Genomic DNA, 25,982 nt, shown 5'->3' with positions numbered 1-25,982 from the left:
TCCAAGGTAGCGAGGATTACCCACCGTCGCCGGACGGTCACACGCACCGGGAGGTCTCAAAAGTGTGACGGAGCGACTCCCGTGCTCCCGCGGGTTCTTGCGCCCACCGTGCGTCAGGGGCCGTAGACCACCGACCAGGGGCGCGGGATGTCGTCCGGGGGACGTGCGGCGGTGGTGCCGGGTGCGGCCGATGTGTGGTCACGGGAGAGGACACCGGCCGCGAGGTCCGCGAAGCGGCGGGCGGCCGGGTGCGGGGTGCGGGCGGCGGGCCAGGCGCCGCTGACGCGCAGCGCGAGCGGGCGTCCCGCCAACGGGCGCCAGGCGACCCGGGGTTCCTTGCGGGCCAGCCGTCCCTGGTCGAAGGCGACCGCGTGGCCGGCGGCGACGAGGGCCAGCAGGAACTCGGGGTTGGACGCGTGGCGGAGCCGGCCGGGCACGAAGCCCGCGGCGCGGCACACCTCGAGGACCCGGTCGTACCAGCCGGGCGCGTTCGCCCGGGGGAAGAGCACCAGGTCGTGGCCCGACAGGTCGGCGAGCCCCGGTTCGGTGAGCCGGGCCAGGGGGGAGGTCCGGGGCAGGACCACACCCAGGTCACGGGAGACCTCGGGGCCGAGCCGCAGTTCGGTGGCGTCGACGGGGTGGTGCACGAGTCCGACGTCCAGCCCGCCGGAGACCAGCAGCCGGACCTGCTCCTGCGTGGTGACCTCCTGAAGGTCCACGGCCAGCCCCGGGGCGTCCTCGGCGCAGACGGCCAGCAGCGCGGACAGCACGGCGGCCGAGGTGTCCGGCGGCACGCCCGCGCGGAGCGTGCCAAGACCCCCGCCGGCGGCCCTGCGGGCCAGCACCCGCAGCCGCTCCTCCCGGGCGAGGAGGTCCCGGGCCTCCTCCAGGAGTGCCGCCCCGGCGGCGCTCAGCCGGACCCCGGGCGGCGAGCGGTCGAACAGCTCCGCGCCGAGCTCCCGCTCCAGCCGGCGGATCGCCTGGCTGAGCGGCGGCTGCGCCATGCCCAGCCGTTCGGCGGCCCGGCTGAAGTGCAACTCCTCGGCCACGGTGACGAAGAGACGCAGGTGACGCAAGAGATTCACAGCGGGGATCGTACGGGAGCCGGTGAGGGATGATCGGGGCCGTCGACGCGGGGAGGATGAGCGGTGGTCGCAGGGGTGTCGGAGGCCGGGGAACGGGTCCGGGGGGTCTTCGCGGGCGCGCGGGCCGGGGGTCAGCTGCACGCCGTGCCCGTGCGCGCGGGGGCGGACGGCGACGGTGAGGTCGCGGTGGGGGCCGACGATCCGGTCGTGATCGCCTCGATCTTCAAGGTGCTGCTGGTGCTGGAGTTCGCCCGGCAGGTGGCCGCCGGGCAGCTCGATCCGCGGGAGCGGGTGCGGGTCACCGCGGCCGACCGGCTCGGCGGCTGGGGGACCGCCGGCTGCGTGGACGACGTCGAGCTGTCGCTGCGCGACCTGGCCCACTTCGCGATGTCCGTCAGCGACAACACGGCCGCCGACCTGCTGCTGGAGCGCGTGGGTCTGGACACCGTACGGCTCCTCGCGGCGGAACTCGGCCTGGAGCGCACCCGGATCGTGGGCGGCCCGCGCCACCTGCTGGAGTCGATGCTCGCGGAGACCGGGGCACGCGACGAGCGTGAGTTCGCCGTCCGCTACCCGGCGCTGCCGGAGGACCGCAAGCGCCGGCTGGCCGTACTGGACCCCCGCCACACCACGGCGAGCACACCCCGCGAGATCACCCGGCTGCTGCGGCTCGTGTGGAGCGACGCGGCCGGCCCCGCGCGGGCCTGCGCCTTCGTACGGGACCTGATGGGGCGGCAGGTCTTCCGGCACCGGCTGGTGTCGGGCTTCCCGGACGAGGTGACGGTCGCGGCCAAGACCGGGACCCTGCCGGGGCTGCACATGGAGGCGGGTGTGGTGCGCTATCCCGACGGAGCGTCCTACGCCGTCGCCGTCTTCGCCCGCACCCACGACCTCGCCGCCTCCCGCGCCACGGTGGACGCGGCGATCGGCCGGGCGGCCGCGATCGCGGTCGGGGCGCTGCGCGGGAGCGGGGACGGCCGGTGACCGGGCGCTATACGCGTTCGCGTATCGCACGGGCCCGATTCCCGTCTTGGACAAGGCCGTTCGGCTGCTGATCTGCTGCCGCCATGACCCAGCGATCACCTGCCCCAGACGTATCCGGCACTCCCTCCCGCCGCCGATTCGGCCGTCGTGCGGTCCTGCGGGGCGCCGCGCTCGGCGCGGCCGTCCCGCTGGTCCCGGGCGCCCTCCCCACCGCCACGGCCGCCGGCGACGCCCCCGGCCGGAGCCGGGAACCGGCCGCCGGCGCGGTGGCGCTGCGCTGGCTGGGCACCGCCGGCTGGCGCATCGACGTCGGCGAGCGGACCGTGCTCTTCGATCCGTACCTCACCCGCTTCCCCACCGGCCTGTTCGGCGACGGCTTCGACCCCCGGACGCCGCTGCTGAGCCGGCCGGAGGCGGTCGACCCGCACATCGGGCGCCCCGAACTCGTCCTGGTCAGCCACTCCCACTGGGACCACCTCGCCGACGTGCCTCACATCGCCAGGACCACGGGCGCCCGGGTGGTCGGCACCGAGACCACGTACCACCTGCTGGTCGCGCTGGGGGTGGACGCGGGGCGGATCTCCGTGGTGAAGGGCGGCGAGGTGCTCGACTTCGGCGGGATCGTCGTGGAGGTGGTGCCGAGCCTGCACAGCCGCAACAAGAACTGTTCCTACTTCGCCCCCGGCACCCTGAACGCCCCGCCCGCGACGGCCCCGGCCACCATCGCCGACCTGCCCGAGGGCGACACCCTCGCCTTCCAGGTGACCGCCGGGACGGACGGGCCGTCGGCGTTCCTCATGGGGGCCAGTGACTTCTCCGAGCGGGCGGTGCGGGGCCTGCGTCCCGACCTCGCCATGATCGCCGTACCCGCCGGCACGGCCACCCACCGCTACCTGCCCCGGCTGCTGCGCGCCCTGGACCACCCCCGCGTGGCCGTCCCCGTCCACTGGGACAACTTCGAGGTGCCGCTGGGCGGTGAGCCCGTACGGGACCCGGCGATGGACCTGGAGGCGTTCCTCGCGCAGGCCCGCAAGGCCTCCCCCGCGACCCGCGTGGTCGTCCCGGATCACCTCACCGTGTACGACGGGGACATGCGTCCCGCACGGCGGTAGCCGCCGCGACGGGACCACCCTCCGAGCGGCGCCCCGGCCGGCGGCCCTACCGGGCCGCACGGCCGCCCTGGCGCAGCCGCCGGGAGCACCAGCCGATGACCGCCGCGTCGACCAGCGCGCCGACGGTGACGGCGACGACGAACATCCCGGGGAATTCCGGGGCGAGGAGCACGAGGACGCTGGCCGGGGCGGTGGCCAGCAGCGGGATGACACCGGCGAAGGACGCGTCCTCGTTCCCGCCGGCGCTGTCCACGTACACCCATATGACCAGGGCGGCGATGAACGCGAGGTAGACGAGGGCGGCGATGTCACCGAGTACGTGGCGCAGGCGGCCGCCGAAGGACCGATCGGATGCGGACACGGCGGCCGGCTCCTCGGGTGTGCTGGGCATGGCGGTGGTCTCCTCGGGTGCTGCGGTCATGGCTGTGGTCCTCCCGGGTGTGCGGGTCAGGTGGTGCGGGGCCGCAGGACCGGGGTCGGTCCGGGTCCGGCACGGGCGCGTTCAGAGGTGGGTGCCGGGCGGGTTCGGGCGGGCGAGACCGAGGTCGTAGGCGAGGATCGTGGCCTGGACCCGGTCGCGCAGCCCGAGCTTGCGCAGGACGGCGTTGACATGGGATTTGACGGTGCCCACGGTGATGCCCAGCTGTGCGGCGATCTCCGCGTTGGTGAGTCCGGAGGCGACCAGGGCGAGCACGCCCCGCTCGCGGTCGGTGAGGCCGTCCAGGGCGCCGGGGCTCCGCTCCCCCGGAATCCCGCCGGCCGCCCCGGAGGCGTAGTGCCCGATCAGGCGGCGGGTCGCGGACGGCGCGAGGACGCTCTCGCCCGCGGCCACCACCCGGATGCCCTGGAGCAGTTCGGAGGCGTACACGTCCTTGAGGAGGAACCCGGAGGCCCCGGCCCGCAGTGCCTCGAAGACGTACGCGTCGAGGTCGAAGGTGGTCAGCACCAGCACCCGGGGCGCGTCCGGGCGGCCGGTGATGATCCTGGTGGCGGCGATGCCGTCGAGTTCCGGCATCCGTACGTCCATGACGACCACGTCGGGCGCCAACTCCTCGGTGAGGCGCACCGCTTCGGCTCCGTCGGCGGCCTCGCCGACGACCGTCATGTCCTCCTCCGCGTCGATCACGGCGGCGAACCCCGCCCGTACGATGCCTTGGTCGTCGGCGACCAGCACCCTGAGACTCATCGTTCCCTCTCCTCCCCGCCGCCCGTGGCCAGCGGCAGCCGGAGGCGGACCGTGTCCGCGGGCCCGGCGTCCAGGGTGCCGTCGAGCGCCGCGAGACGGGGCGCCAGCCGCTCCCGCACGGCCGGGTGGGCGGCGGGTGCGACACCGGTGGCCGTGATCGTCAACGTACCCTCCGACATGTCGAGTTCGAGCAGCGCCGGACGGTCGTCGCCGCCGGCGGCGAGGAGCGTCTCGGCGGCGTGGTAGGCGGCCAGGTCGACGGCGGTCGGCAGGTGCCGCGGTACGCGGTCGGTCAGGCGTATCCCGACCTCGCGGCCGGTGGCCCGGCACTGGCGGGCGAGCAGGTCCAGCGCCTGGAGGGTCGGCTGGGGGCGCAGTGCGCGCTCCCCCTCGCCCTCGCGGACGGTGTCGAGCAGGGCGCGCATCGCGGCCAGGGCCTCACGGGCGCGTTCGGCGGTGGTGTCAAGACGTCCCGCCTCGGCCTCCGTGACCATGTCGGCGGTGCGCGCCAGCACGGTGGTCTCCAGCCCGCCGGCGATGCGGCGGCGTTCGGCCCAGGCGTCCCGCACCGCCTCCTCGGTCCAGGCGGCGAGCGTTGCGTCCCGGTCACCCCGGGCGGCCCGCTCGCGGCGGCCGCGCAGCAGGCCGCACCCGTGGGCCGCGCCGGCCGCCAGGGACGCCGCGGCCGTGGCGGACACCGCGACCGCCCACCCGGGGGCCGTCGTGCCCCGGTCCAGGACGGCGGCGGTCAGGGCCGCCGCGTGCACCACCGCGGCGGCGGCCGGCAGGAGGGGACGCGGGCGGCCCCCGGACGCGTCCGCGGCGAGCGCGGCACAGGTGGCGAGCATGCTCAGCGCCGGCGGGAGGACGACGGGGCCGGCGTAGCCGCCCGCGGCCATCGCCACCGGCCAGAGCGCGGCCAGGGCGAACAGCACGCCGTGGGCGGTGAGCGGCGCGCGGCGCAGCCACAGCAGCGTGATGGCCTGCGCGGCGGCGAGCAGCGCGAAGAGCACACCGGCCGACACGTGCGACCCGGTCTGCAGGCTCTCCGCCCGGATGACCAGCGTGGGCAGCAGGGGCTGCAGGACGAGTCCGGCGGCCGCCGTCACCTGTGCCAGGCGGTAGCCGCGCGTCCCGGGCCGTTCCGTGAGGGCGGCGGTCCGCCCGGGCAGGGCCGCGCGCACCTCCCAACCGCCCTCCCGGGTGGGGCCGGTGGTCAGGGTGCCGCCCGCTTCCCGTGCCCGGGAGCGCAGGAAGCCCTGCCCGCGTCCCCCGCCGAGGCCCGCGCCGTACGCCGGCGTGCCGGGCTGCGGCGCCCCGCTGGTGACCACGACGTCCGTGCGGTCGTCGCCGTACCGGCACAGCACGCGCGTGGGGGCTCCGGGGGCGTACCGCGCCACGTTGGTCAGCGCCTCGCGCACGATGCCGTACGCCGCGTCCGCGACGGCCCCGTCCGGCAGCGGGTCGATCTCGGCGTCCACCCGCTGGTCGAGGCGCCGGAACCCGGCGACCAGGTCGAGCAGCCGTTCCTCCGGTGACGGCTGGTCCTCGCCGGAGGGGGCCGGGGCCCGTACCGCGCCGAGCGCCCGGGTCACCTCGTGACCGGTGTCGACCGCGAACCGCAGTGCCTCCTGGCTGAGTTCGGGGCGGCGTTCGCGCAGGCCCAGGGCGGCACCCGCGGTGACCACCACGGCCGTCAGGTGGTGGGCGCTGACGTCGTGCAACTCCCGCTCCATCCGGCGCCGTTCGACCGCGGGGAGCCGGTGGCGCTCGGACTCGGCCCGCCGCAGCAGCCGTTCGGACGCCCGCCGGGTGCGGCGGGCGCGCCGGACGAGCAGGCCGGCTCCGCACACGGTGGCGTAGAGCAGGGCGGTGAGGACCAGGTCGAGTCCGTCGCGTTCGCTGATCCCGTGCAGGGTGAGCCCGTACAGGAGCTGCCACAGCGCGAGGGCCACCACGCACAGCACGGAGGTGAACGTGTCGCGTTCGGTCGCCACCGTGAACAGGGCGAGCGCCACGCCCGCGGTGCCGAGCACCGCCATCGCCCCGGCGGGCAGTGGCCCCGCACCGAGCGCGCACGCGGCGGCGGTCACCACCAGGGTGGTGACCGGGCGGGCGCGGCGCAGGGCGAGGAGCGCGGTGACGGGCCCGGCGACCAGGCCCGCCACGAGGAGGGCGGACGTGGACGGGACGTCCCCACCCACCAGTGCCGCCCCCGGCCACACCACGGCCTGGGCGCACAGCAGCAGGACCGGGAGCAGCCGGTCGTCGATTCGCTTCATGACGGATTCAGGCTAGGGCGGCACCGGGACGGCACGACTCCGGCTGGAGGGGGATTCCGCCCTCTTACCTGGGTTGCAGACGGGGGCCGGGTGGATGGAGGAGCGGGGTTCTCCACCTCCGGTTCCAGGCGGTTCTCGTCCCGTGGCCCGAGGACCGGGGGGCGGCCCGCTCCTAGGCTCGGTCACATCGGAAGGGCGGCGGGACGACCCGTCACCGCGACCGCCTTCCCGCTTCCACCACACACTCGTCCCAGGGGGATCCGTCATGCACAAGCACATCGTCGTGTCGTCGCTCATCGGTGCGGTCGTCGTGGGCGGGGTGGCCGCCGGCGGATTCGCCGTGGCCCGGCCCGCCACGGAGCCGGCCGTGAGGAACGCCTCGGTCCGCCACGTCGCCCCGACCGCCGCCGCACCGGGCTCGATCACCTTCACCGCGGACGTGAGCGACGACTCGGGCGTCCGGGACGTCAAGGTCCTCGCGTGGCCCGCGCGTTCGCATCTCGACCCGACCGAGGCGGAGATGCGGCACGTGGACCGCGCCACCTGCCGCGCCACCACGGACACGACCTCCCGCTGCACCTACACGCTGGAGGTGACGCGGGAGGAGGCGGCCGGGCTGGAGAGGGGGACCTGGTACGTCTCGGCGCTGGCGACGGCCGAGGACGGCGGCACGGTGTTCGCACCGCGCGCCGCCGCCTTCGACCTCACCGGCTGACCCGGGGGCCTGGTGGTCGCCCGGTGGTCCTGGCCCCTGTGCCCGGGGCGCGGGGTCAGGCCGCCGTCTCGGTCGCCGGGTGCGTCGCGGTGGCCGGTGTCACGGGGGCCGTGGTGGCCGCGGCGCGTACGGCGCGGCGCCGGGTCGGCAGTCCGAGCGTCGGGTGGGCCACGGCCCAGGCGGCACCCTTGCAGACCAGCTCCTTGTAGAGGGCGGCGAGCCGTCCGGTCAGGGCCGCGTTCACGGAGCGGTCGTCGGCGGTGACGTACTGGATGAGGCCCTCCTTGCGGCCCAGCGAGACGCACTGGTTGAAGTAGCGGATCGACACCTGGGGGAGCTTCCCCCCGGTCAGGCGTGCCGCGATGGCGTCGGCGGCCTGCCATGCGGTGGGGGTGCCCGAGGCGCAGGACATCCGCAGCGGCTTGTCGCCGAGGCCCATGGCCAGGGCCGCGTCACCGACGGCGTACACCTCGGGGTGCGAGAGGGACCGCATGGTGGCGTCGACGACGATCTGGCCCGTGTCCGTGGTCTCCAGGCCGGTGGCCCGGGCGATCGGGTGGACGGCGAAGCCGGTGGTCCACACGGTGAGCGCGGACGGGATCGAGGCGCCGGCGGCGGTGGTGACGCGGTCGGCGTGGACCGCGGTGACGTCGGTGTGCTCGTGCGCGGTGATGCCGAGCCGCCCGAAGACCGTGCGCAGGTGCCCGCGGCCCCTGGGCGAGAGCCAGTCGCCGAGTCCGCCGCGGGCGGCGAGGGCGACGTCGAGGTCCGGTCGGGCCTCGGCGATCTCGGTCGCGGCCTCCAGGCCGGTGAGACCGCCGCCGACCACGACCACCCGTTGTCCGGCGTCGAGCGAGGCGAGGCGTTCGCGCACCCGGAGCGCCCCGGCGTGGCCGGCGATCTCGTGGGCGTGCTCGGCGGCACCGGGGACGCCCTGGTCGTTCCAGCCGCTGCCGAGTGCGTACACCAGGGTGTCGTACGCCAGCTCGCTCTCGCCGTCCGCGTCCCGGACGGTGACGGCCCTCCGGTCGACGTCGACCGCGGTGACCCGGGCGATCCTCAGCTCCACACCGGTGCCGGCGAGCATGTCGGCGAGCGGCCGCCGCCGGAGCCGCCGGCCGGCCGCGAGCTCGTGGTTGCGGACGCGTTCGACGAAGTCGGGGTCGGCGTTGACGAGGGTGATGGCGGTGTCCTCGCGGCGCAGCCGCCTGGCGAGGCGTCCGGCGGCGGAAGCTCCGGTGTAGCCGGCTCCGAGGACGATGATGCGGTGCTGCATGGCCTGCTCCTGTCGTCAGCGGGTTCGCCCCTTGAACCGGGCGGCCCGCCGTTTCCTGACAGGAACGGGATGTGACCTGCGTCATATCCCGTTCAGAAGGCGTGGAACAGGGGCTCCCCGTGGTCCTCGGCCGCCCAGCGCTCCGTCAGGCGGGCGAGCTTGTCGGGGTTGGCCTGGCTGCGGATGGCGGCGATGCCCTCGGTGGTGATCTCCAGGCACATGACACCGACGACCCGGCCCTCGACGACCGCCACCAGGGCGGGGCCGCCGTTGACGGTCGTGACGTGGATGCCGGGGGAGCCGCCGACCAGGGCGCGCTTGCCCTTGCCCGGCGTGAACAGACCCCGCATGAACGTGGCGACCGCGAGCGCGCCCTCGAACGCCTTGGTGCGGGCGGGAACCTTCCCGCCGCCGTCGCCGACCGCGACGGCGTCCTCGGTGAGCAGCCGCACCAGCGGCTCGGTCCGGCCGCTGGTGGCGGCGGCCAGGAACTCCTCGACGACCCTGCGGGCGGCGGCCTCGTCGACCTCGGCACGGGCCCTGCCCCGCGCGAGGTGCTTCCTGGCGCGGTGCAGCACCTGCTGGCTGGCGGCCTCGGTGAGGTCGAGGATCTCCGCGATCTCCCGGTGCGGGTAGTCGAACGCCTCCCGCAGCACGTACACCGCCCGCTCGTTCGGGGCGAGCCGCTCCATCAGCACCAGCACCGCGTACGACACCGACTCCCGCTGTTCGGCGGTGTCGGCGGGGCCGAGCATGGGGTCACCGGCGACGAGCGGCTCGGGCAGCCACTGTCCGACGTACGTCTCGCGCCGCGCCCGGGCGGAGGTGAGCTGGTTGAGGCACAGGTTGGTGAGGACCTTCGTCAGCCACGCCTCGGGCACCCGGACGCCGGCGGCGTCGGCGCCCTGCCACCGCAGGAACGTCTCCTGCACGGCGTCCTCGGCCTCGCTCGCGGAACCGAGCAGCCGGTAGGCGATGGCCTCCAGACGCGGCCTGGAGGCCGTGAACAGCTCCACGTCGCTCGCGCTCAGGGCCATGCCCCGGATCCTAACTCCGGTCGGGCGGGACGGCCCTGAGGGACGACGGGTCACGGCCACCGGCCCCGGGGCCCTGGTGCCGCGTGGTCACGGGACGAGGCCGATCTCCGCGCAGGCCGCCGCATACGGCTCGGTGCAGATGTCCCGCACCGTGTAGACGCCGTCGGCCACCACGGTGTCCTCGATGTTCTCCCTGGTGAGGGCGGTCACCGGGACCAGCATGGCCGGGATGTCCTTCCGGGTGGCGCTGTCGACGCGGTCCCGGGCCAGCGCGTCGAACTGGATCGAGCGGTCCTGCACCTTGGCCACCGCCATCTCCGCGGCCCCGGTCGCCTCCTGGAGGAAGGGCTTGTACACCGTCATGTACTGGGTCCCCGCCACGATCCGCCGCACGGCCGCGAGGTCCGCGTCCTGCCCGGTCACCGGCGGCAGATCGGTCACACCGGCGTCCTGGAGGGTCTCGATGACGGCCCCGGCCATGCCGTCGTTCGCCGCGTAGACGGCGGCGACGTTGCCGGCGCCGACCTCCTCGATCGCCGTGCGCATGTTCTCCGCGGCGACCTCGGGCAGCCACTTCTCCGTGTCGTAGGACCGGGCGATGTCGACCCTGCCGTTCAGCTCGCCGAGCGCGCCCTCCTTGAACAGCGCCGTGTTCGGGTCGTCGGGCGCGCCGTTCATCATCACGACCTTGCTCTTCTCGGCGTCGTCACCGAGCGCGTTCGCCAGGGCACGGCCCTGCACCTGGCCGACGAGTTCGTTGTCGTGCGAGACGTACGCGTCGACGGGGCCCTCGGCGAGACGGTCGTAGGCGATGACGGGGATGTCCGCCGCCTTCGCCCTGCGCACGTCCGCCGCGATCGCCTCGGAGTCCACCGCGTTCACCAGGATCACGTCGACGCGGTCGGCGATCATCTGCCGGAACTGCTCGCTCTGCCGGGTGCTGCTGCCCCCGGCGTTCGCGTGGACGACCTCGCCCCGCTTGTCGGTGAGCGAGGAGACCCGCTGCTCGATCAGCGGGTGGTCGAACTTCTCGAAGCGTGCCGTGTCCGTGTCGGGCAGCAGCAGGCCCACGGTGATGTCGTCGCTCGCGGCGTCCGGTCCCGCGTCGTCGGCGCCGGTCGCGCCGACGACGCCGCAGCCGGTCAGCGAGAGGGCCGACAGCGCGGCGGTGAGGAGCGTGACGCGACGGCGTACGGAGGTGGGGGCAGGGGCGGTACGGGGGTTCACGTGGGGCGCCTTCCGGGCGGGCGGGCAGCGTGGGCGGCCGCGTGGCCGGGCAGCCGACGCGGCACCTCGGCAGGGCGTCGGGGCCGGTGCGCGGCCACGCCCTGGACGTCGGTCAGCAGTGTGTCCGGTGGGAGGCGGTGCGGCGGGCGTGGTCACGACCTCCTCGCGCGGCGCGCCGGGAACGTACGCAGGAAGAACACACGGACCGCACACTCCGCCCCACCGGCCGGCCTGCCTGCCTGCCTGCCGCTCGGCGGCCAGGGCCGGCCCGGCGCGTGCCCGGCGCCGCCGCTGCGGGACAATCGGGACATGAGCATCGTCAAGATCAACGTACTCACGGTCCCGGAAGAGCAGCGCGAGACGCTGGAGCGGCGGTTCGCCGCGCGGGCGGGGGCGGTGGAGAACTCGGACGGGTTCGAGTGGTTCGAGCTGCTGCGCCCGGTCGAGGGCACCGACACCTACCTCGTCTACACCCGCTGGCGGACCGAGGAGGACTTCCAGCGCTGGATGGCGGGCCGCGGCCAGGCCGCGCACGGCGGCGAGCACGGTGACAAGCCGCGCCCCGCGGCCACGGACGCCACCCTGTGGTCCTTCGAGGTGGTCCAGCAGGCCGCGCCGAAGCAGGGCTGACGGCCCCTGCCGCCGCCCTGGGGATCAGCCGAGGGCGGCGAGGACGCGGCGGGTGGCCTCGGCGATCAGCGGATCACTGGGGTCGGCGTCGCGGTCCGGGCGGTCGGTGAGGACGGCCAGCAGCACCAGCGGGGCGCCCCGGTCCGGCCACAGGACGGCCACGTCGTGGGCCCGGCCCCACTCGCCGGTGCCGGTCTTGTCGCCGGTCCTCCAGCCCCGGGGGACGCCGGCCCGGATGCGCTGGTCACCGGTGGTGTTGCGGACCAGCCAGTCCGTCAGCAGGGCCCGCTCGGCGGCCGGCAGGGCGTCGCCGAGCACGAGGGCGCGATAGTCGGCGGCGACGGCGCGGGGGGTGGTGGTGTCGCGCGGGTCCCCCGGCGGATTGGTGTTCAGCTCGGGTTCGACATGATCCAGGCGGCTGACGGAGTCACCGAGTCCGCGCAGGTGGGCGGTGAGGGCGCGCGGCCCGCCGAGGTCCCGCAGCAGCAGGTTGGCGGCCGTGTTGTCGCTGTACCGGACGGCGGCGTCGCAGAGGCCGCGGACGGTCATGCCCGCTCCGGTGTGCCGCTCGGTGACGGGTGAGTACGCGACCAGGTCGTCCCGGGTGTAGGGGATGCGCTCGTCCAGACGGGCGATCCGGCGGCGGTCCAGGACGGCCCCGGCGGCGAGCGTCTTGAAGGTGGAGCAGAACGCGAAGCGTTCGTCGGCGCGGTGGACGACCGTGGCTCCGGTACCGGTCGCCAGCGCGTACACCCCGAGGCGTGCGCCGTACTCGCGTTCCAGATCGGCGAGGCCCCGCGGGGTCACCGGCGCGGGCGCGGACCGGCCGGGGGAGGCCGCAGGGCCCCGGTCGCCGGCGCGCGCGGGTGCGTCGTCGGTGGCGCATCCGGCCACCGGGGCGAGGGCGGCGGCCAGCAGCAACGCGCGGCGCCGGGGGGAGGGGGCCACAGGGAATGCTTCCTTTCGGGCGGCCGACGGCGTCGCGGGCAGGTGAGCGGATACGGAATAGCAGGTAAATGAATCGCGCCGATCGGGCGAAAACAAAGAGCAGGGGCCCGCACCGAAGTGCGGACCCCTGCTCTTGAATCCCTGCGTACAGGTCAGGCGGGGACGATGTTCTCCGCCTGCGGGCCCTTCTGGCCCTGCGTGACGTCGAAGGTCACCTTCTGGCCTTCCTGGAGCTCACGGAAGCCCGAGGTGGCGATGTTCGAGTAGTGGGCGAACACGTCAGCGCCGCCGCCGTCCTGCTCGATGAAGCCGAAGCCCTTTTCCGAGTTGAACCACTTCACCGTACCGGTGGCCATATCAAATCTCCTGAGACAGTGCCGGAACTCGCACTTTACGAATCCCTACATCGTCGCGATGATCACCTGCCCGGAGACCCGGTAGCAAACTGGCAACCACAACTGCAACTGGCGTCAGCCTAGCACGGGAAGGGCTCACGGCAAGCGAGGAAAATCACTGGAATAAAACCCCGATGGCGTGTTTAGGGAAAGAGATTTTCCGCAGCGAGGGGGGAAATTCTGTTCCGGCCGGAGGAGATTTTCATCCGAGCCCCCGGGCCGCGCCCGCTTCCCGCCGGCGCAGCTCCTCGTTGGCCCGTTCGGCCCGCTCCAGCCGTTCCTCGAGGCTGATGATGCGGGCCGCGGCGTCGAGCGGTGCGCCCTGGCCGATCAGCTCGCGGGCGCGGGCCGCCAGCCGCAACTGGTGGCGCGAGTAGCGCCGGTGACCACCGCCGGAGCGCGCCGGGGTGATCAGCCCCGCCTCGCCCAGCGCGCGGAGGAAGGCGGGTGTCGCACCGACCAGTTCCGCGGCCCTGCCCATGGTGTAGGCCGGGAAGTGGTCGTCGTCGAGCCGGTCGGCGACGGGGAGCCGGTCCTGTTCCGGCTGCCGGCCGTCGGCGTACGGCTGGCTCTCCGGGGGCATGCGCGCCTTTCCGCGGACCACAGGTGGGCACGGTCCGCCACGGGGACGGGTTCCCCGTGGAAGAACTCTAGTCGGCCCGGCGGAAAAACTGTCGCGGCCAAAGCAGATGTGCCGGCCCGGCCCCACCGCGGCGGACGCCGCCTCCAGAGGCGCTCACCCCGCCCGTCACTACCCCGTGCGCTTCCCTGCGGCGCCCTGGGCCGTCCGGGTGCGGTGCGGGCCCATCTCCCCGAGCACGTCCCCCAGCTCGGCCCCGGTGAGGGCGGTACCGGGGAGCGGGCCCGGTCCGGCGGTGGCGCGGAGGCCGTCGAGGAGCAGCGCGAGGGGGCGGTGCCAGGCGTCGGGGGCGGTGGCCGTGACCAGGGGCGGGACGGCGCGACCGAGGGCGGCCAGGGCGAACAGCAGGTCCTCGGTGGTGACGTCGGCGCGCACGGCGCCCTGCTCACGCGCCCGGTCCAGCAGAAGCTCCACGGTCCGGCGGTTGTGGGCGTGCACGGCCTGGAGGACCTCGACGTCCGCCAGGCGGGTGGTCATGAGGTCGTTGGTGCCGCGGTCGGCGGCGAGCGTGGCGAAGACGGTGCGGAGGTAGCCGGTCAGCCCCTCCCAGGCGTCGGGCACGGTGCGGGCGTGCTCACCGGCGGCCATGGTGCCGGCCAGCTGGTCGTGGAAGACGGCGTCGACGAGGGCCGCGCGGGTGGGGAAGTGCCGGTAGAGCGTCGCGTTGCCGACTCCGGCCCGGCGGGCGATCACGTCCAGCGGGGCGTCGAGCCCCTGCTCGGAGAAGACGGCGTGCGCGGCCTCCACCAGGCGGTCCCGGTTGCGCCGCGCGTCCCGCCGCTGCCTGGGCGCAGGGCCCCCGGACGCGTGGTCCCGGCCCTCGGGGCCGGTGGGTCCTTCACCGACGGTCATCGTGTTCTTCTCTTCCTCCGGACGAAGCGGGGAGCGCTCCCCGACCCGGATGCTATCGTCGTGGCCACAAACGGGGACCACTCCCCATTTCGACGGAGAGGGGACGGCGACGTGCGAGCGCCCACGCTGGAGGAACTGGCCCCCGGGGGCCACGACCTGGCGGCCGACCCGTTCCCGGTCCTCGCGGCCCTGCGGGACAAGGGCCCGGTGCACCGCGTCCACGTGCCGGGCAGCGGTGACGCCTGGCTGGTCGTCACACGAGAGGCGGTACGGGCCGCGCTGACCGATCCCCGGCTGCGCAACGACATCCGGCACTCCGCCACCTGGGAGACCGACGGCGGGCACGCCGTCGGCCGGAACATGCTGCAGAGCGACCCTCCGCACCACACCCGGCTGCGGCGGCTGGTGGCGGACCGCTTCACCCCGGCCCGGGTCACCGCACTGCGCCCGCGGATCGAGACCGTGGCGGGCGGGCTGCTGGACCGGCTACCGCGGACGGGCACCGCCGACCTGGTCAGCGCCTTCGCGCTGCCGCTTCCGGTCACGGTGATCTGCGACCTCCTCGGCGTGCCCGGGGCCGACCGCGCGGCCTTCCACAGGTGGTCCCACGAACTCGTCATGCCCACCGGGCAGGAGGCCGCCGCCGCCTCGGCCGCCGCGCTGACCTCCTACCTCACCGAACTGATCGCCGGGAAGACCCGCACGCCGGACGGTTCCCTGCTCGCGGACCTGGCAGCGGCCGCCGGACCGCCGGACGACGCGGAGACCGGACTCGCCGCCGGGGAACTCCTCGGCATGGCCTTCCTGCTCCTCGTCGCCGGCCACGAGACGACCGTCAACCTGATCTCCGCGACGGTGCACAGCCTCCTGACCCACCCGGACCAGCTCGCCCTGCTGCGCGCCGACCCCGCCCTGACCGCTGCCGCGATCGAGGAGTCACTGCGCTTCGCGGCACCGGCCCACTCCGGCGCGTTCCGCTTCGCCGCGGAGCCGCTGGACCTGGCGGGCACCCCGGTGGCCGCCGGTGACGCGGTCCTCGTCTCCCTCGCAGCGGCCTGCCGCGACCCGCTGGCCTTCCCGGACCCCGACCGCTTCGACCTCACCCGCCGGCCCCGGGGCCACCTGGCCTTCGGGCACGGCGCGCACCACTGCCTCGGCGCCCCGCTCGCCCGCGCGGAGGCCGCCGTCGCCCTGCGTCTGCTGCTGGAGCGCCACCCCTCCCTCGCCCTCGCCGCCGATCCCGGATCGCTCACCTGGCGCACCAGCACCCTGCTGCGCGGCCTGACCTCGCTGCCGGTGCGGCTGGGGTAAGGGCCGCCGGTCGTCGGACGCCGGACGCCGGAGGGGCCTTCGAACACCGGTCGTCGAACACCGGTCGTCGAACACCGGTCGTCGGGCGCGGGTCGTCGGATGCCGGAGGGGCGTCGGGCACGGGTCGCCGGACGCGGGAAGGCCGGGGCCGGGCCCCGAGCTGCACACGTGGGGACGCGACGGCCCGTCCCGGCCTTCCCTCTGGCCGAAATCTGCCACCGGGCGGAGCCCGCCGCCCGCCGGGACGAGCCGAACGAGGACCGCGCCCGGCCGGCGGCCCGGGGGCTCCGGTGACCCTTGGCCAACGATTCGGACATTCCGTGCGCTTTATCGCATTTCCTCCCCCATACTCAAAGCATGAGCACCGCAACGTATGAACTTCTGGCGGCCGATCCGAGCGTGTGGAACGTGACCGCGTTCCTCATCGGCGGGCTGATCGTGGCCGGCGCACTGATCTGGGCCGTACGGATCGGAATGCGGGTGATGGACCAGGAGTCCCCCCGCCCCACCCCCGAGCAACAGCCGAAGCTGCCGGAGGGCGGCGCGGTCCGCGAGATGCGGGAGATGCGGGAACCGGACGAGATGCCGCGGGTGGAGAAGGGCGGGTCCCGGCTCATGCCCTACGAGATCCACCACGCCGGGTCCAGGACCGGCAAGGACCAGAAGCGCAAGCGCTGGCTGCCCGGGTCCAGCGGGGCCTTCGGCAGCGGTGGCCCGGGGCACGTCTGACATGACGGCCCCCCGCCGGCCCGCCCGCGCCGCAGGGCCGTACGGGTGACCACCGCGGCCGCCCCGGCGCGGCGGGCACCCGGGGCGGCACGGTTTCAGCGGGCGAGCCAGGCCGTGGTGTCGGGGCCGAGGCGGCCGTCCTCCAGCGGGGCGCTGGTCAGCAGGACCTCACCCGCCGGGAGGGAGACGGGGGCGGCGGACAGGTTCGTCACGCAGCGCCAGCCGTCGCCGCGGTCGAACCGCAGCACCCCGGCCGGGGTGTCCTCCGCCCAGGTCAGCGTCTCGCCGTCCAGCAGCTTGCGGCGCAGCCGCAACGCCGTGCGGTAGAGCTCCAGGGTGGAGCCCTCCACCCCGTCCTGCGCCTCGACGGCGTACGCCCCGAAGGACGGCGGCTGCGGCAGCCACGCGCCGGCCGCCCCGAAGCCGTACGACGGACCGTCCGTGGTCCACGGCAGCGGCACCCGGCATCCGTCGCGGCCCTTGCGGACGTGACCGGTCTGTTCCCAGATGGGGTCCTGGAGGACCTCGGTGGGCAGGTCGGCGACCTCGGGCAGGCCGAGTTCCTCGCCCTGGTAGACGTAGGCCGAGCCGGGCAGCGCCAGCATCAGCAGGGTGGCCGCGCGGGCCCGGCGCAGCCCGGCTTCGGGGTCGACGGCGGGGGCGCGGCCGCCGGACAGCAGCCAGGCGTTGTCGTCGGTGCCCGGCGGGAGCACCAGACGGGAGGCGTGCCGGATCACGTCGTGGTTGGAGAGCACCCAGGTCGCCGAGGCGCCGGCCGCGTGGGCGGTCGCGAGGGAGTCGGTGATGACCCGGCGGAGGGCGTCCGCGTCCCACGGGGTCTCGAGGTACTCGAAGTTGAAGGCCTGGCCCAGCTCGTCCGGCCGGGCGTACAGGGCGCGCCGCTCCCCGGGGATCCACGCCTCGGCGACGGCCGTCCGGGGCGGCGTGTAGGCGTCGAGGATCTTGCGCCAGTCGCGGTAGATCTCGTGCACCTCGTCGCGGTCGTAGAACGGGTGGGTGCCCGGCGCGAAGTCGGCGAGGGCGGCCTCACCGCCCGCCGCGTGGGCGCCGAGGTCGCGCAGCGGCTCGCTCAGGTCCTTGACGAGGGCGTGCGCCACGTCGACCCGGAAGCCGTCCACGCCCCGGTCGCTCCAGAACCGCAGGGTGGCGCGGTGGTCGTCGCGGACGTCCTGGTGCGCCCAGTTGAGGTCGGGCTGCTCGGCGGCGAACAGGTGCAGGTACCACTGTCCGTCCGGCACCCGCTGCCAGGCGCTGCCGCCGAACACGGACTGCCAGTCGCTGGGCGGGAGTTCGCCCCGTTCGCCCCGGCCGTCCCGGAAGACGTAGCGGTCGCGGGCGGGCGAGCCGGGGCCGGCGCGCAGTGCCTCCTGGAACCAGACGTGCTGGTGGGAGGTGTGGTTGGGGACGATGTCGACGATCACCTTCAGGCCGAGCCGGTGGGCCTCGCGCACCAGCGCGTCGAAGTCGTCGAGGGTGCCCAGGCGCGGGTCGACGTCGCGCGGGTCGGCGACGTCGTAGCCGCCGTCGGCGAGTTCGGAGGGGTAGAAGGGGCTCAGCCACAGGGCGTCGACGCCGAGGGCGGCGAGGTGGGTGAGACGGCGGGTGATGCCGCGCAGGTCACCGAGTCCGTCGCCGTCGGCGTCGGCGAAGCTGCGGGGGTAGACCTGGTAGACGACGGCCTGCCGCCACCAGTCGGGGTTCCGGGAGGAGAGGTCGGGCGTGGCGTCGGGTGCGGGGTGCGGCGGCCGGGCGTCGGAGGGGTTCGGGCGATCGGTCACGCGGTCTCCTCTGGGTGCGTTCGGGTACCGGCGGAGAATCTGTCCAGAACACCGTAAAAGCGAACGGAGCGGGAGCGGGGAGCCATTCCCAGCGGGTGCGGCGAACGGCACCCCTCACCCGGCCCACAGAATCGAACTGGTGCCCGATCACTCAGCCGGACGTTCGATCGCCGTCAGGTACAGCCGCACATAGCGCTCCACGTCCACGTCCAGGCCGACGTCCACCAGGGCCTGCTCGCGCACGCCCTCGTGGAGTTCGGACTCGCCGGCGCAGGGGCGGCGGTCGACCACCGTCTGACCGCGCGCCGGGCCGGGGGCGAGACAGACCTCGACGGGGAGGCGGTGGGTGGTCAGGCCCTCCGGGTCGGCGACCGCGCACAGCGCGCCCGCGTCACCGAGACCGCCCGCGTCCTCGGCGGGGTCGTCGGGCCTGCTGCCCGGACGGGCCGGACGGTGGGCGAGCAGGTCGCCGGCCAGCCGGGCGCCCGGCTCGGCACTCGCACGCAGCCTGCGCACCTCAGCGCCCGGGACGACGACCCGGGTGAACACGTCCAGGCCGTACATGGTGATCGGCACACCCGCGGTGAGGAGGATCGCGGCGGCCTCCGGGTCGTGCCACACGTTGAACTCGGCGACCGGGGTGGCGTTCCCCGCGCCCGCCGCGCCGCCCATGAACACGATCCGCCCGATGTTGCGGGTGACCTCGGGATGCGTGCGCAGCAGCAGCGCGATGTTGGTGAGCGGGGCGGTGGGCACGAGGGTGACCGGGCGGGGCGAGGCGAGGATCTCGCGGCGCAGCAGGGTCACCGCGTCCACCTCGGCCGGCGCTCGGCGCGCAGCGGGCAGACCGAGGTCGCCCATCCCGTCGTGGCCGTGGACGTGGCGGGCGGAGCGCGGCTCCTCGATCAGCGGCCGCTCGGCACCCCGCGCGACCGGGACGTCCGGCGCGCCCGCCCGCTCCAGCACGGTCAGCGTGTTGCGCACGACGCCGTCCACGTCGGTGTTCCCGGCCACGCAGGTGACGGCGCGCAGGTCGATCCCCGGGTGGCGTACGGCGAACAGCAGGGCCAGGGCGTCGTCGACACCGGTGTCGCAGTCGATGATCACCGGGACGGGCGGACCGTCGGTCACGGCGGGGCTCCTTCCGAGGGCGGGCCTGCCCCGTGACCCTACGCGGGGTCTCCGGGCGCGGTGCGGTGCGCGGTCCGCCGCGCCGGTGCCCGGCACGGGCTGGACGCCGGGCCGCTTCCCCTTCCCCCGGCCGACCGGTGACTGACGCGTCCCCGTCCTCCCCGTGGGGCCGCTCACCGGCTCCCCGCGGGGGCCGCTCACCCGGACGGCCCGCCGCGCTGGTGACGCCGTCGGCCCGGTGGTGGCGTAGGGGCACGGCCGCTCGTGGACGGCCCGGTCCCCCAGGAGGCACCCCGATGACCCATGCCCCGGCCACCGCCCGCGTCCTCCTCGCCTCCGCGCTGTCGGTGACGGTTCTGCTCACCGCGGCGGGCTGCGTCGCCGACGACCGGAACGCGCCGCGCGCACTGCCCGAGGCCGTCTCCCAGCCCCCCGACCCGTCGACGTCCGCGTCCCCCTCCGCCTCCGCGGGCGAGCGGCCCGCGCCGTCCCCGCCCACGCTGAGCGAGGCGCAGCTGCGGGAGGCGCTGATCACGGACGCGGACCTGGGGGAGCCGTGGACGACGGGCCAGGGCGCGGCGACCTGGCGGGACGGACTGCTGAAGGGCACCACGGACGACCCCGAATGCCGCCGCCTCCTCGACGTCCTCTACACGGAGGAGCTCTTCGGCACTCCGGCCGGCCCGCGCGTCACGGCCACCCTCGACGACACCTCCCACGACACCCAGCTGCGCTACCAGATCGCCGCGTACCGGCCGGCCGACGTGGGCCGGGCCCTGGACTGGCTGGGCACCCTGCCCGAGAAGTGCGCACGCTTCGAGGCGACGACACCCGGGGCCGGTACCCAGCTCGTCGAGGTGGCCCCGCTCCCGCTCCCCGAGGCGGGCGACGCACGGGCGGCCGTGCGCCTGCGCATGACCGGGGAGGCGCCCGGCGGGACACGCACCGCGTTCACCCTGAACCTCGCGGCGGTCCGCGTCGGCGCGGACACCATCACCCTCACCAACGCCGGTTTCGGAACGGTCCTCCCGGAGGTCACCCAGGCGATGACCCAGCTCGGCGCGGACCGCCTGGCGGAGGTCGGACGCCAGGTGCGGCTGCGGGTCTGACCCGCGGGGGTCCGCCCGTTGCGGTCAGACCATGCGGTCCACCGCCTGCTTGGCCTCGACCAGGTCCGCGCCCGTGCTCTCGCGGTACAGCTTGATCGCCTGGACCTGCTTGCCCTCGCGGACGAGGCCGATGATCTCGTCCTTCCTCGGAATCTCCTCCTCCAGGCCCAGGTGACCGAGCACCAGGTCGAGTTTGCGCTCGATGCGGGCCGCGCGGCGCTCGGCGCGGGAGAGGCCGGTCTGGACCGTCATGACGCCGGCGATCACGAGGCAGGTGAGGAAGAGAATGGCTATGTCCATGGTCCCGCAGCGTAGTTGGCGTCCGCACCCGACGGCTCCCCTCGACGACGCCTGTCCGGGCGACGGTGCTCAGCGGCTGTCGAAGCGGCGGCGGTGGGAGACCACGTCCAGGGCGACCTCCAGGGCGGTACGGCCGTGGGCGAAGGCGTCGCCGCGCAGCCGGGCCAGTGCCTCGTCGGCGCCGATGCCCAGCTGGGCCATGATCATGCCGACGGCCTGGTGGACCCGGTCGTGATCGGTGGCCAGTCCGCTCAGCCAGGGTTCGTCGCCCTCCGGGAGGCCGTACGGCAGGTCCATCAGCGCCGCGGTCATCACCCCGGCGACCAGGCTCGCCGCGCGCAGTTGGCGGGCGGTGAGTGCGCCGGGGGCGTCGCGGTAGAGGTCCAGGGTGCCGACGCAGACGTCGTCGCTGCCGAGCGGGAGCACATACACGGCCCGCAGCCCGGCGCCGAGGGCCTGCTGGGCGAAAACGGGCCAGTGGTGGGCGCCGTCGGCGGTGGCGAGGTCGCGGACGAGCACGGGACGGCCGGTCTCCAGGACGTGACGGCAGGGCCCGTCACCCAGCGTGGCCTGCAACTGGGCGAGACGCGCGGCGTACGGGCTGGAAGCGGCGAGCTGTACGGGCATGGCGTCACCGCGCAGCGACACACTCGCGCCGTCCACCGGCAGCAGGTCGACGGCCACCCCGCAGAGCCGGCCCGGCACGTCGGCGGGCCCGGCCTCGCGCAGGCCGGCCGTGATCGCCTCGGCGACCTGCTCGTACACCCCTGACCCGGCGCCCGGGCCGTCCGGGTCACCCCCAGGGTCGTCCCCGGGCCACACACCCACCGCCTCCCGTCATGTCCGAAAGCGCCGCCCGACTACCCCCGCGCCCGCCCCCGAAACGCCGCTCCGGGCGCGGGAGACCCACGGCCGAGCAGGCCGCACGGAGCGGCACCGCCGGCGGTCCTCAGGGCTCGCTGCGGCGCAGGCCGGGGCCCAGGGGGCCGGTGCTGTCCGGTGCGGTGGGTCAGAGGTGGGGCTGGGCCGGGGCCGGGCCCAGGGTGGTGGTGCCGGGGACCGTGCGGTGGCCCAGGCCGGTGCGGTAGGCGTCCAGCGCCGCCTCGACGCGGCCGCCGCGGCGCAGGAGGTCGCCGAGGAGGCGGCACAGGTCGGCCAGGTCGCCGGCGGCGCCCGCGCGCTCCAGCAGGCTCAGCGCGCGCACGTAGTGCTCCTCGGCCTCCTCGGCCCGCCCGGCGTCCTCGGCGATGATGCCGAGCAGCCGGTGCGCGGCCGCCGCGTGCACCGCGCCCCGCTCGGGGGACAGCCCGCCGAGCACGTCCCGCAGCAGCTCCGCCGCCTCCCGGGAGCGGCCACTGCGGTGCAGCACGTCCGCCAGCTCGACCGTGAGCTGACTGCTGTAGAGGGCCGCACGGGTCGAGGACAGCATCCGCAGCGCCTCCCGCATCTCCTCCTCCGCGCGCCCCAGATCGCCGTTCTGCGCGTACACGTACCCCCGCATCCACTGGCAGAGGGCCAGCTCGGTGCGCAGCCGCAGCCCCCGGTACAGCTCCGCCGCCCTGGCCAGCGAGGCGTCCGCCTCGGCCAGGCGGCCCTCGGCGAGCAGGGTGCGGGCGACGGAGCGGTGCATGCGCGCCACCAGCGCCGGGTCACCGGACCGCGGAGCGAGGGCCAGCGCGAACTCCGCCGCCTGCGCGGCACGCGCGTGCGCGCCCATGTCCATGTACGGCCCGATCGCACCGGAGTAGAGCAGCAGCAGCGCGTCCGGGTCGTGCAGACCGCCCCGGTTCAGCTCGTCGAGCGTGGACTCCAGCAGGTGGACCGCGTACCGCAGTTCCCCCGCCAGGTAGTGGGCGACGGCCCGTCCGCGCAGGGCCGGCACCCGCGCGGTCAGCGGCGCGTCGGCCAGCCGCGCCTCGGCCCGCTCGAAGTACCCGCGTCCCTGCTCCAGTTCACCGGTCTCCAGGCAGCACTCCCCGAGCCCGAGCAAGGCGGCGGCCTGCTCCTCGGCCAGACCGTGCGTCTCCGCCTCGGCGAGCAGCCCGGTGTACTGCTCCACCGCGGCCTCCGCCTCACCGGCGGCCAGCGTGCGCTGCGCCTCGGTCAGCCGCAGCCGCAGTTCGGTCACCAGCCGGGCCGGACGTCCGGTCGCCAGTTCGTCGAACTCGACTCTGAGACGGTCGGCGAGGTGCCGCAGCGCCTCGTCGGAGGGACGCACCCGGCCGGCCTCCAGCGTGGAGACGTACGCGGGCGTGTACACCGGCTCGGCCAGCTGTCTCTGGGTCAGTCCGCGCGCGACGCGCAGCCGCTGCACCCGGCGTCCGATGATCCCCGGCTCGTCCCGATCCCCCATGCCAACTCCCCCAGCGCCCCTTGCCGTTCGTGTCCGGCAGCCCCTAGGTTAAACCGCGGATTAAACGTGCTTAACCCGTCGCTGTTGCGAGGTCGCCGTGCTGGAACGCACACGCTCCACCGAGCGTTACGCCCGAGGCCTCGCCGCGGCCGTCGCCGCGGTCGCGGCGTTGGTCCTCGCGGCGAACGCGGGCCCGGCCAGAGCCGCCGACCCCGGACCCGGCCTGCGGACCACGCCCCCCGTCGAAGCCGCGGTGCGGTAGGGGACGCGGTCCGGCTCGACCGGCCGGGGCGATCCGTAGCACCGCCGCGCCTCGCGTCACAAGAAGCACACCGGAACGGAACCACACCGGCAGCCGACAACGAGACCGGCCGCAGCAAGCCGCTCCCCGACCCGCTGCCGAGTGCCGTCGGACTCGGCCGGCCGGACCCGTGCCCCGGGCACACCCCGCCCGGCGGTTCCCGGAACCGGCCGCGCGGCCCGCGTGTCACTCAGTCCTGCGTCTGCAACTGCCGCAGCTGCCGCCGCACATGGTCCAGCGCGCCCTCCCGCCGGCCGGGGACCCGCCCGCGCAGCTCCGCCAGCACCGCGCCCAGCTCACGGGCGCGGACCGGATCACCGATCCGTCCCCACTGGTGGTGCGCCCGGTCCACGGCCGCCTCGACGGCGGGCGCGTCGGCCGGCTGACCGGCGGCCAGCCGCGCGGTGGCCACCGACAGCCAGCCGCGGCAGCTGCGGGCCGCGTCCCCGGCCAGCATCGCCAGATCCGCCCGGACCTCGCTCCAGTGCATCGCCTCCTCGGACCCCGGCCCGTGGGCGAGGCCGGCCGCCCGCTCCAGCCGCGCGGCGAGCGCGTCGGCGTCCGCGTGCCGCCCGGACCGGACGGCGGCGGTGACGGCGGCGTGCGGATCGCCCGGCAGCGGCCCGGGCCGCGCCAGCGGCAGATCCCTGCCCGCGCTCTCCGGCGCGATCCGCGTCAGCGCCTGCTGGTGCAGCTCCTCCTCCGGTGGCCGCCGCCCGCTGCGCAGGATCGTCGCGACCGCCTTCATGTAGTCCGGTGCCGCGACCGCGCGCCGTGACGGCGGCGGTGCGACGCGGCCGTACACGGCGCTGTCCCGCCCGCAGTCCAGCGGGAACGCACCCGGCGGCCCCGGCGCGCACAGCGACCGCCAGCTCTCCGCGTCGGTGTGCAGATCGAGGAACAGGGTGGTCGCGCCCGCCGGACGCAGCCGCAGTTCCTCCCGGAACCACTGCCAGGGCAGCGCCGTGTACCGCACGGTGGAGGGGGTCGTCCGGGCGAGCGCCAGGTGCGGCTGCCGCTGCCGGCGGTCGAGCTGGACCTGGCCGGTGACGTACACGGTCAGCGGCCCCGGCGCCGCGGCCGCCGCGCGCAGCCGGGTCAGTACGGCCTGCGGCTCCAGCGGGTCGGCGAGTTCGACGACGTTCGCCGTGTCCGTGCCGGACAGCACGGCGGGCGGCACCGCGGCGAGGACCGGGAGCACGGACGCCGCGTCGACCAGCCGCCCGCGGCCCAGCGGCGCGGCCGCCAGCAACAGCACGGTTCCGGGCATGGGCCCCTCCCCCTTGTCGATCACCTACGCAGCACGGTAACGGCTGCGGCTGCACAGGGTGGGGTCACTGCGGTGAACGTCCCCCTTCGTGCCCTTCGCGCGCCGTCGCGCGGGTCCGCCGCACCGCGAACGCGGTGGTGTCGTCGGCCAGATGCCCCCCGCAGTGCCGCAGGGTGCCGTCCCGTACGAAGGCGGCCAGCCGGGCCGGTGCGGCGATCCGCGGGTCCGCCGACACCGCTCCGGTGACCTGCTCGGCGAGCCGGTAGAAGCGGCCGTCCGCGTCCCGGGCCTCGGTCACCCCGTCCGTCACCACCAGCAGCGTCTCGTCCGGGGCCAGCGGCACCCGGCGGGTTCGGGGCGCCCCGGGTGCGAGGTCGCGGTAGCCGAGCGGCAGCCCTCCCGTGACCGGCAGCATCCGCACGCCCGCGGGGCCGATGGCCAGCGGCGGCTCGTGCCCGAACACGATCACGTCCACGACGTCGACGCGGTCGGCCGGGAAACCGAGCAGCACGGCGGTGGCGAACCGGTCGCCGTCGTTCCGGCCGAGCGCCGTGGTGTACTCCCGGTGGCGGATCATCCGCGTCTCCAGCCGGTCGGCGACGGACGCCAGCTCCTCGTCGTGATAGCCGCCCTCGCGGAAACTGCCGAGCAGCACCGACGCCGTCTCCACCGCGCCCAGCCCCTTGCCCTGCACGTCACCGACGAACACGCGGGTGCCGTACGGGCCCGGCTGGATGTCGTAGAAGTCGCCGCCCACGCGGGCGTCGGCGTCCGCGGTGAGGTAGATCCCGGCGTGCTCCAGGCCGCCCCATCCCTTCGGCAGCGGGCGCAGCACGGTACCGCGGATGGTGTCGGTGACGTCCCGCATGTGCAGCGCGCGGCGCTCGCCGCGCACCCGCACCACGCAGGCCAGTGTGGCGAGGACACCTCCCGCGGCGACGAGGATGAAGTCCGGCAGCCCCGCCTGGAACTGGTGCGGCCAGGCACTGTCCACGACGCTGTACACCAGCATCGCCAGCACGGCGAACAGGGCCGTGCCCCACACCCCGCAGAGCGCGGCGGCGATACCCGGCACCAGCACGATCCAGGAGAGGATCCGGAACTCGCCGGTGGTGTTGTAGTCGGCCACCGCGATGGTGACGAGGAGGAACAACGGCAGCACCCAGGCGACACTGCGGCCCCCGACCTGGAGCATCTCGTGCCGGTGCACGACCTCGCGACGGCCGGCCCGCGGGTGCCGGTCGTGCAGGCCGTGTCCCCCGCTGCCCGGACGCACCGCCCCAGCGAAACACGGGCACGCACGGCCCGCA

26 protein-coding genes are annotated in these 25,982 nt (G+C 75.2%); 8 read left to right on the top strand and 18 right to left on the bottom strand.

Annotated elements, in window-relative coordinates; genetic code table 11:
• Nucleotides 1-113: 113 nt before the first annotated feature.
• On the bottom strand, nucleotides 114-1,085 hold the full coding sequence (locus tag ACZ6A9_RS09915; RefSeq protein WP_468981825.1) for a LysR family transcriptional regulator: 972 nt from the start codon (nucleotides 1,083-1,085) through the stop codon (nucleotides 114-116).
• A 63-nt stretch (nucleotides 1,086-1,148) separates the two neighbouring features.
• Between ACZ6A9_RS09915 and ACZ6A9_RS09910 the strand changes: the two genes are divergently transcribed.
• Entirely contained in the window at nucleotides 1,149-2,069 is a 921-nt protein-coding gene (locus tag ACZ6A9_RS09910) for a serine hydrolase (protein ID WP_468981822.1), read from the top strand.
• Between the two features lie 83 nt (nucleotides 2,070-2,152).
• The gene (locus ACZ6A9_RS09905) at nucleotides 2,153-3,181 is read left to right on the top strand and encodes an MBL fold metallo-hydrolase (protein WP_468981820.1); all 1,029 of its coding nucleotides are present in this window, start codon (nucleotides 2,153-2,155) and stop codon (nucleotides 3,179-3,181) included.
• Nucleotides 3,182-3,227: 46 nt separating this feature from the next.
• On the opposite strand, the gene ACZ6A9_RS09900 is transcribed toward ACZ6A9_RS09905, so the two are convergent.
• The 3 genes from ACZ6A9_RS09900 to ACZ6A9_RS09890 all read right to left on the bottom strand — a co-directional run bounded on the left by ACZ6A9_RS09900 (nucleotide 3,228) and on the right by ACZ6A9_RS09890 (nucleotide 6,649).
• Entirely contained in the window at nucleotides 3,228-3,602 is a 375-nt protein-coding gene (locus ACZ6A9_RS09900) for an SCO4225 family membrane protein (protein WP_468981816.1), read from the bottom strand.
• Nucleotides 3,603-3,683: 81 nt separating this feature from the next.
• On the bottom strand, nucleotides 3,684-4,367 hold the full coding sequence (locus ACZ6A9_RS09895; protein ID WP_468981813.1) for a response regulator: 684 nt from the start codon (nucleotides 4,365-4,367) through the stop codon (nucleotides 3,684-3,686).
• Nucleotides 4,364-6,649 carry a sensor histidine kinase gene (locus ACZ6A9_RS09890; RefSeq protein ID WP_468981808.1) on the bottom strand — a complete coding sequence of 762 codons (2,286 nt, stop codon included), beginning with the start codon at nucleotides 6,647-6,649 and terminating at the stop codon, nucleotides 4,364-4,366. Before ACZ6A9_RS09890 ends, ACZ6A9_RS09895 begins: the two co-directional genes overlap by 4 nt.
• A gap of 265 nt (nucleotides 6,650-6,914) precedes the next feature.
• Between ACZ6A9_RS09890 and ACZ6A9_RS09885 the strand changes: the two genes are divergently transcribed.
• Nucleotides 6,915-7,364, top strand: a complete 450-nt coding sequence (locus tag ACZ6A9_RS09885) for a DUF5707 domain-containing protein (protein WP_468981805.1) — start codon at nucleotides 6,915-6,917, stop codon at nucleotides 7,362-7,364.
• 55 nt (nucleotides 7,365-7,419) lie between these two features.
• Here ACZ6A9_RS09885 and ACZ6A9_RS09880 read toward each other — a convergent pair whose 3' ends face one another.
• From ACZ6A9_RS09880 to ACZ6A9_RS09870, 3 genes are all read right to left on the bottom strand, one after another.
• Nucleotides 7,420-8,640, bottom strand: a complete 1,221-nt coding sequence (locus tag ACZ6A9_RS09880) for an NAD(P)/FAD-dependent oxidoreductase (protein ID WP_468981803.1) — start codon at nucleotides 8,638-8,640, stop codon at nucleotides 7,420-7,422.
• A gap of 92 nt (nucleotides 8,641-8,732) precedes the next feature.
• Entirely contained in the window at nucleotides 8,733-9,677 is a 945-nt protein-coding gene (locus ACZ6A9_RS09875) for an RNA polymerase sigma-70 factor (protein WP_468981801.1), read from the bottom strand.
• Between the two features lie 87 nt (nucleotides 9,678-9,764).
• Nucleotides 9,765-10,904 carry a sugar ABC transporter substrate-binding protein gene (locus ACZ6A9_RS09870; RefSeq protein ID WP_468981798.1) on the bottom strand — a complete coding sequence of 380 codons (1,140 nt, stop codon included), beginning with the start codon at nucleotides 10,902-10,904 and terminating at the stop codon, nucleotides 9,765-9,767.
• A 309-nt stretch (nucleotides 10,905-11,213) separates the two neighbouring features.
• Here ACZ6A9_RS09870 and ACZ6A9_RS09865 point away from each other — a divergent pair, with 309 nt between their 5' ends.
• Entirely contained in the window at nucleotides 11,214-11,534 is a 321-nt protein-coding gene (locus tag ACZ6A9_RS09865; protein ID WP_468981795.1) for an antibiotic biosynthesis monooxygenase family protein, read from the top strand.
• A gap of 24 nt (nucleotides 11,535-11,558) precedes the next feature.
• Here the strand turns inward: ACZ6A9_RS09865 and bla are convergent, their stop codons facing one another.
• The 4 genes from bla to ACZ6A9_RS09845 form a co-directional block, all read right to left on the bottom strand.
• Entirely contained in the window at nucleotides 11,559-12,482 is a 924-nt protein-coding gene (gene bla, locus ACZ6A9_RS09860) for a class A beta-lactamase (RefSeq protein ID WP_468981790.1), read from the bottom strand.
• Between the two features lie 152 nt (nucleotides 12,483-12,634).
• Nucleotides 12,635-12,838, bottom strand: coding sequence for a cold-shock protein (locus ACZ6A9_RS09855; RefSeq protein WP_004985680.1), 204 nt, complete (start codon nucleotides 12,836-12,838; stop codon nucleotides 12,635-12,637).
• Nucleotides 12,839-13,079: 241 nt separating this feature from the next.
• A complete protein-coding gene (locus ACZ6A9_RS09850; protein ID WP_468981788.1) occupies nucleotides 13,080-13,460 on the bottom strand; it encodes a MerR family transcriptional regulator in 381 nt (126 codons plus the stop codon).
• A 168-nt stretch (nucleotides 13,461-13,628) separates the two neighbouring features.
• Entirely contained in the window at nucleotides 13,629-14,369 is a 741-nt protein-coding gene (locus ACZ6A9_RS09845; RefSeq protein WP_468981785.1) for a TetR/AcrR family transcriptional regulator, read from the bottom strand.
• Between the two features lie 111 nt (nucleotides 14,370-14,480).
• Between ACZ6A9_RS09845 and ACZ6A9_RS09840 the strand changes: the two genes are divergently transcribed.
• A complete protein-coding gene (locus ACZ6A9_RS09840; protein WP_468981782.1) occupies nucleotides 14,481-15,680 on the top strand; it encodes a cytochrome P450 family protein in 1,200 nt (399 codons plus the stop codon).
• A 357-nt stretch (nucleotides 15,681-16,037) separates the two neighbouring features.
• Complete coding sequence (locus ACZ6A9_RS09835; RefSeq protein WP_468981779.1) at nucleotides 16,038-16,409, top strand: DUF6479 family protein; 372 nt, start codon at nucleotides 16,038-16,040, stop codon at nucleotides 16,407-16,409.
• A 95-nt stretch (nucleotides 16,410-16,504) separates the two neighbouring features.
• Here the strand turns inward: ACZ6A9_RS09835 and ACZ6A9_RS09830 are convergent, their stop codons facing one another.
• Both ACZ6A9_RS09830 and ACZ6A9_RS09825 read right to left on the bottom strand, forming a co-directional pair.
• Entirely contained in the window at nucleotides 16,505-18,208 is a 1,704-nt protein-coding gene (locus tag ACZ6A9_RS09830) for a glycoside hydrolase family 13 protein (RefSeq protein ID WP_468981776.1), read from the bottom strand.
• Nucleotides 18,209-18,355: 147 nt separating this feature from the next.
• On the bottom strand, nucleotides 18,356-19,339 hold the full coding sequence (locus ACZ6A9_RS09825; protein WP_468981773.1) for a nucleoside hydrolase: 984 nt from the start codon (nucleotides 19,337-19,339) through the stop codon (nucleotides 18,356-18,358).
• 296 nt (nucleotides 19,340-19,635) lie between these two features.
• Between ACZ6A9_RS09825 and ACZ6A9_RS09820 the strand changes: the two genes are divergently transcribed.
• Complete coding sequence (locus tag ACZ6A9_RS09820; protein WP_468981769.1) at nucleotides 19,636-20,448, top strand: hypothetical protein; 813 nt, start codon at nucleotides 19,636-19,638, stop codon at nucleotides 20,446-20,448.
• A 24-nt stretch (nucleotides 20,449-20,472) separates the two neighbouring features.
• Here the strand turns inward: ACZ6A9_RS09820 and ACZ6A9_RS09815 are convergent, their stop codons facing one another.
• From ACZ6A9_RS09815 to ACZ6A9_RS09805, 3 genes are all read right to left on the bottom strand, one after another.
• A complete protein-coding gene (locus ACZ6A9_RS09815; protein WP_468981767.1) occupies nucleotides 20,473-20,748 on the bottom strand; it encodes a hypothetical protein in 276 nt (91 codons plus the stop codon).
• 69 nt (nucleotides 20,749-20,817) lie between these two features.
• Nucleotides 20,818-21,576, bottom strand: a complete 759-nt coding sequence (locus tag ACZ6A9_RS09810; protein ID WP_468981766.1) for a GAF and ANTAR domain-containing protein — start codon at nucleotides 21,574-21,576, stop codon at nucleotides 20,818-20,820.
• A gap of 181 nt (nucleotides 21,577-21,757) precedes the next feature.
• Entirely contained in the window at nucleotides 21,758-23,101 is a 1,344-nt protein-coding gene (locus tag ACZ6A9_RS09805; protein WP_468981763.1) for a helix-turn-helix domain-containing protein, read from the bottom strand.
• A gap of 97 nt (nucleotides 23,102-23,198) precedes the next feature.
• Between ACZ6A9_RS09805 and ACZ6A9_RS09800 the strand changes: the two genes are divergently transcribed.
• The gene (locus tag ACZ6A9_RS09800) at nucleotides 23,199-23,363 is read left to right on the top strand and encodes a hypothetical protein (protein WP_468981760.1); all 165 of its coding nucleotides are present in this window, start codon (nucleotides 23,199-23,201) and stop codon (nucleotides 23,361-23,363) included.
• Between the two features lie 229 nt (nucleotides 23,364-23,592).
• Here the strand turns inward: ACZ6A9_RS09800 and ACZ6A9_RS09795 are convergent, their stop codons facing one another.
• The gene (locus ACZ6A9_RS09795; RefSeq protein WP_468981756.1) at nucleotides 23,593-24,672 is read right to left on the bottom strand and encodes a hypothetical protein; all 1,080 of its coding nucleotides are present in this window, start codon (nucleotides 24,670-24,672) and stop codon (nucleotides 23,593-23,595) included.
• A 64-nt stretch (nucleotides 24,673-24,736) separates the two neighbouring features.
• Nucleotides 24,737-25,948, bottom strand: coding sequence for a PP2C family protein-serine/threonine phosphatase (locus ACZ6A9_RS09790; protein ID WP_468981753.1), 1,212 nt, complete (start codon nucleotides 25,946-25,948; stop codon nucleotides 24,737-24,739).
• Nucleotides 25,949-25,982 lie beyond the last annotated feature (34 nt).

It is taken from the genome of Streptomyces sp. NPDC041124, from assembly GCF_055592385.1.
Note: the sequence above shows the minus strand (reverse complement) of the source record. Positions and strands in the feature narration are given on the sequence as shown.

Excerpts from the sequence above, each read along its gene's own strand:
- ACZ6A9_RS09905 (WP_468981820.1), top strand. The coding sequence starts at position 2,153 with ATGACCCAGCGATCACCTGCCCCAGACGTATCCGGCACTCCCTCCCGC.
- ACZ6A9_RS09900 (WP_468981816.1), bottom strand. The coding sequence starts at position 3,602 with ATGACCGCAGCACCCGAGGAGACCACCGCCATGCCCAGCACACCCGAG.
- ACZ6A9_RS09895 (WP_468981813.1), bottom strand. The coding sequence starts at position 4,367 with ATGAGTCTCAGGGTGCTGGTCGCCGACGACCAAGGCATCGTACGGGCG.
- ACZ6A9_RS09890 (WP_468981808.1), bottom strand. The coding sequence starts at position 6,649 with ATGAAGCGAATCGACGACCGGCTGCTCCCGGTCCTGCTGCTGTGCGCC.
- ACZ6A9_RS09885 (WP_468981805.1), top strand. The coding sequence starts at position 6,915 with ATGCACAAGCACATCGTCGTGTCGTCGCTCATCGGTGCGGTCGTCGTG.
- ACZ6A9_RS09880 (WP_468981803.1), bottom strand. The coding sequence starts at position 8,640 with ATGCAGCACCGCATCATCGTCCTCGGAGCCGGCTACACCGGAGCTTCC.
- ACZ6A9_RS09875 (WP_468981801.1), bottom strand. The coding sequence starts at position 9,677 with ATGGCCCTGAGCGCGAGCGACGTGGAGCTGTTCACGGCCTCCAGGCCG.
- ACZ6A9_RS09865 (WP_468981795.1), top strand. The coding sequence starts at position 11,214 with ATGAGCATCGTCAAGATCAACGTACTCACGGTCCCGGAAGAGCAGCGC.
- ACZ6A9_RS09855 (WP_004985680.1), bottom strand. The coding sequence starts at position 12,838 with ATGGCCACCGGTACGGTGAAGTGGTTCAACTCGGAAAAGGGCTTCGGC.
- ACZ6A9_RS09850 (WP_468981788.1), bottom strand. The coding sequence starts at position 13,460 with ATGCCCCCGGAGAGCCAGCCGTACGCCGACGGCCGGCAGCCGGAACAG.
- ACZ6A9_RS09845 (WP_468981785.1), bottom strand. The coding sequence starts at position 14,369 with ATGACCGTCGGTGAAGGACCCACCGGCCCCGAGGGCCGGGACCACGCG.
- ACZ6A9_RS09835 (WP_468981779.1), top strand. The coding sequence starts at position 16,038 with ATGAGCACCGCAACGTATGAACTTCTGGCGGCCGATCCGAGCGTGTGG.
- ACZ6A9_RS09820 (WP_468981769.1), top strand. The coding sequence starts at position 19,636 with ATGACCCATGCCCCGGCCACCGCCCGCGTCCTCCTCGCCTCCGCGCTG.
- ACZ6A9_RS09815 (WP_468981767.1), bottom strand. The coding sequence starts at position 20,748 with ATGGACATAGCCATTCTCTTCCTCACCTGCCTCGTGATCGCCGGCGTC.
- ACZ6A9_RS09805 (WP_468981763.1), bottom strand. The coding sequence starts at position 23,101 with ATGGGGGATCGGGACGAGCCGGGGATCATCGGACGCCGGGTGCAGCGG.
- ACZ6A9_RS09795 (WP_468981756.1), bottom strand. The coding sequence starts at position 24,672 with ATGCCCGGAACCGTGCTGTTGCTGGCGGCCGCGCCGCTGGGCCGCGGG.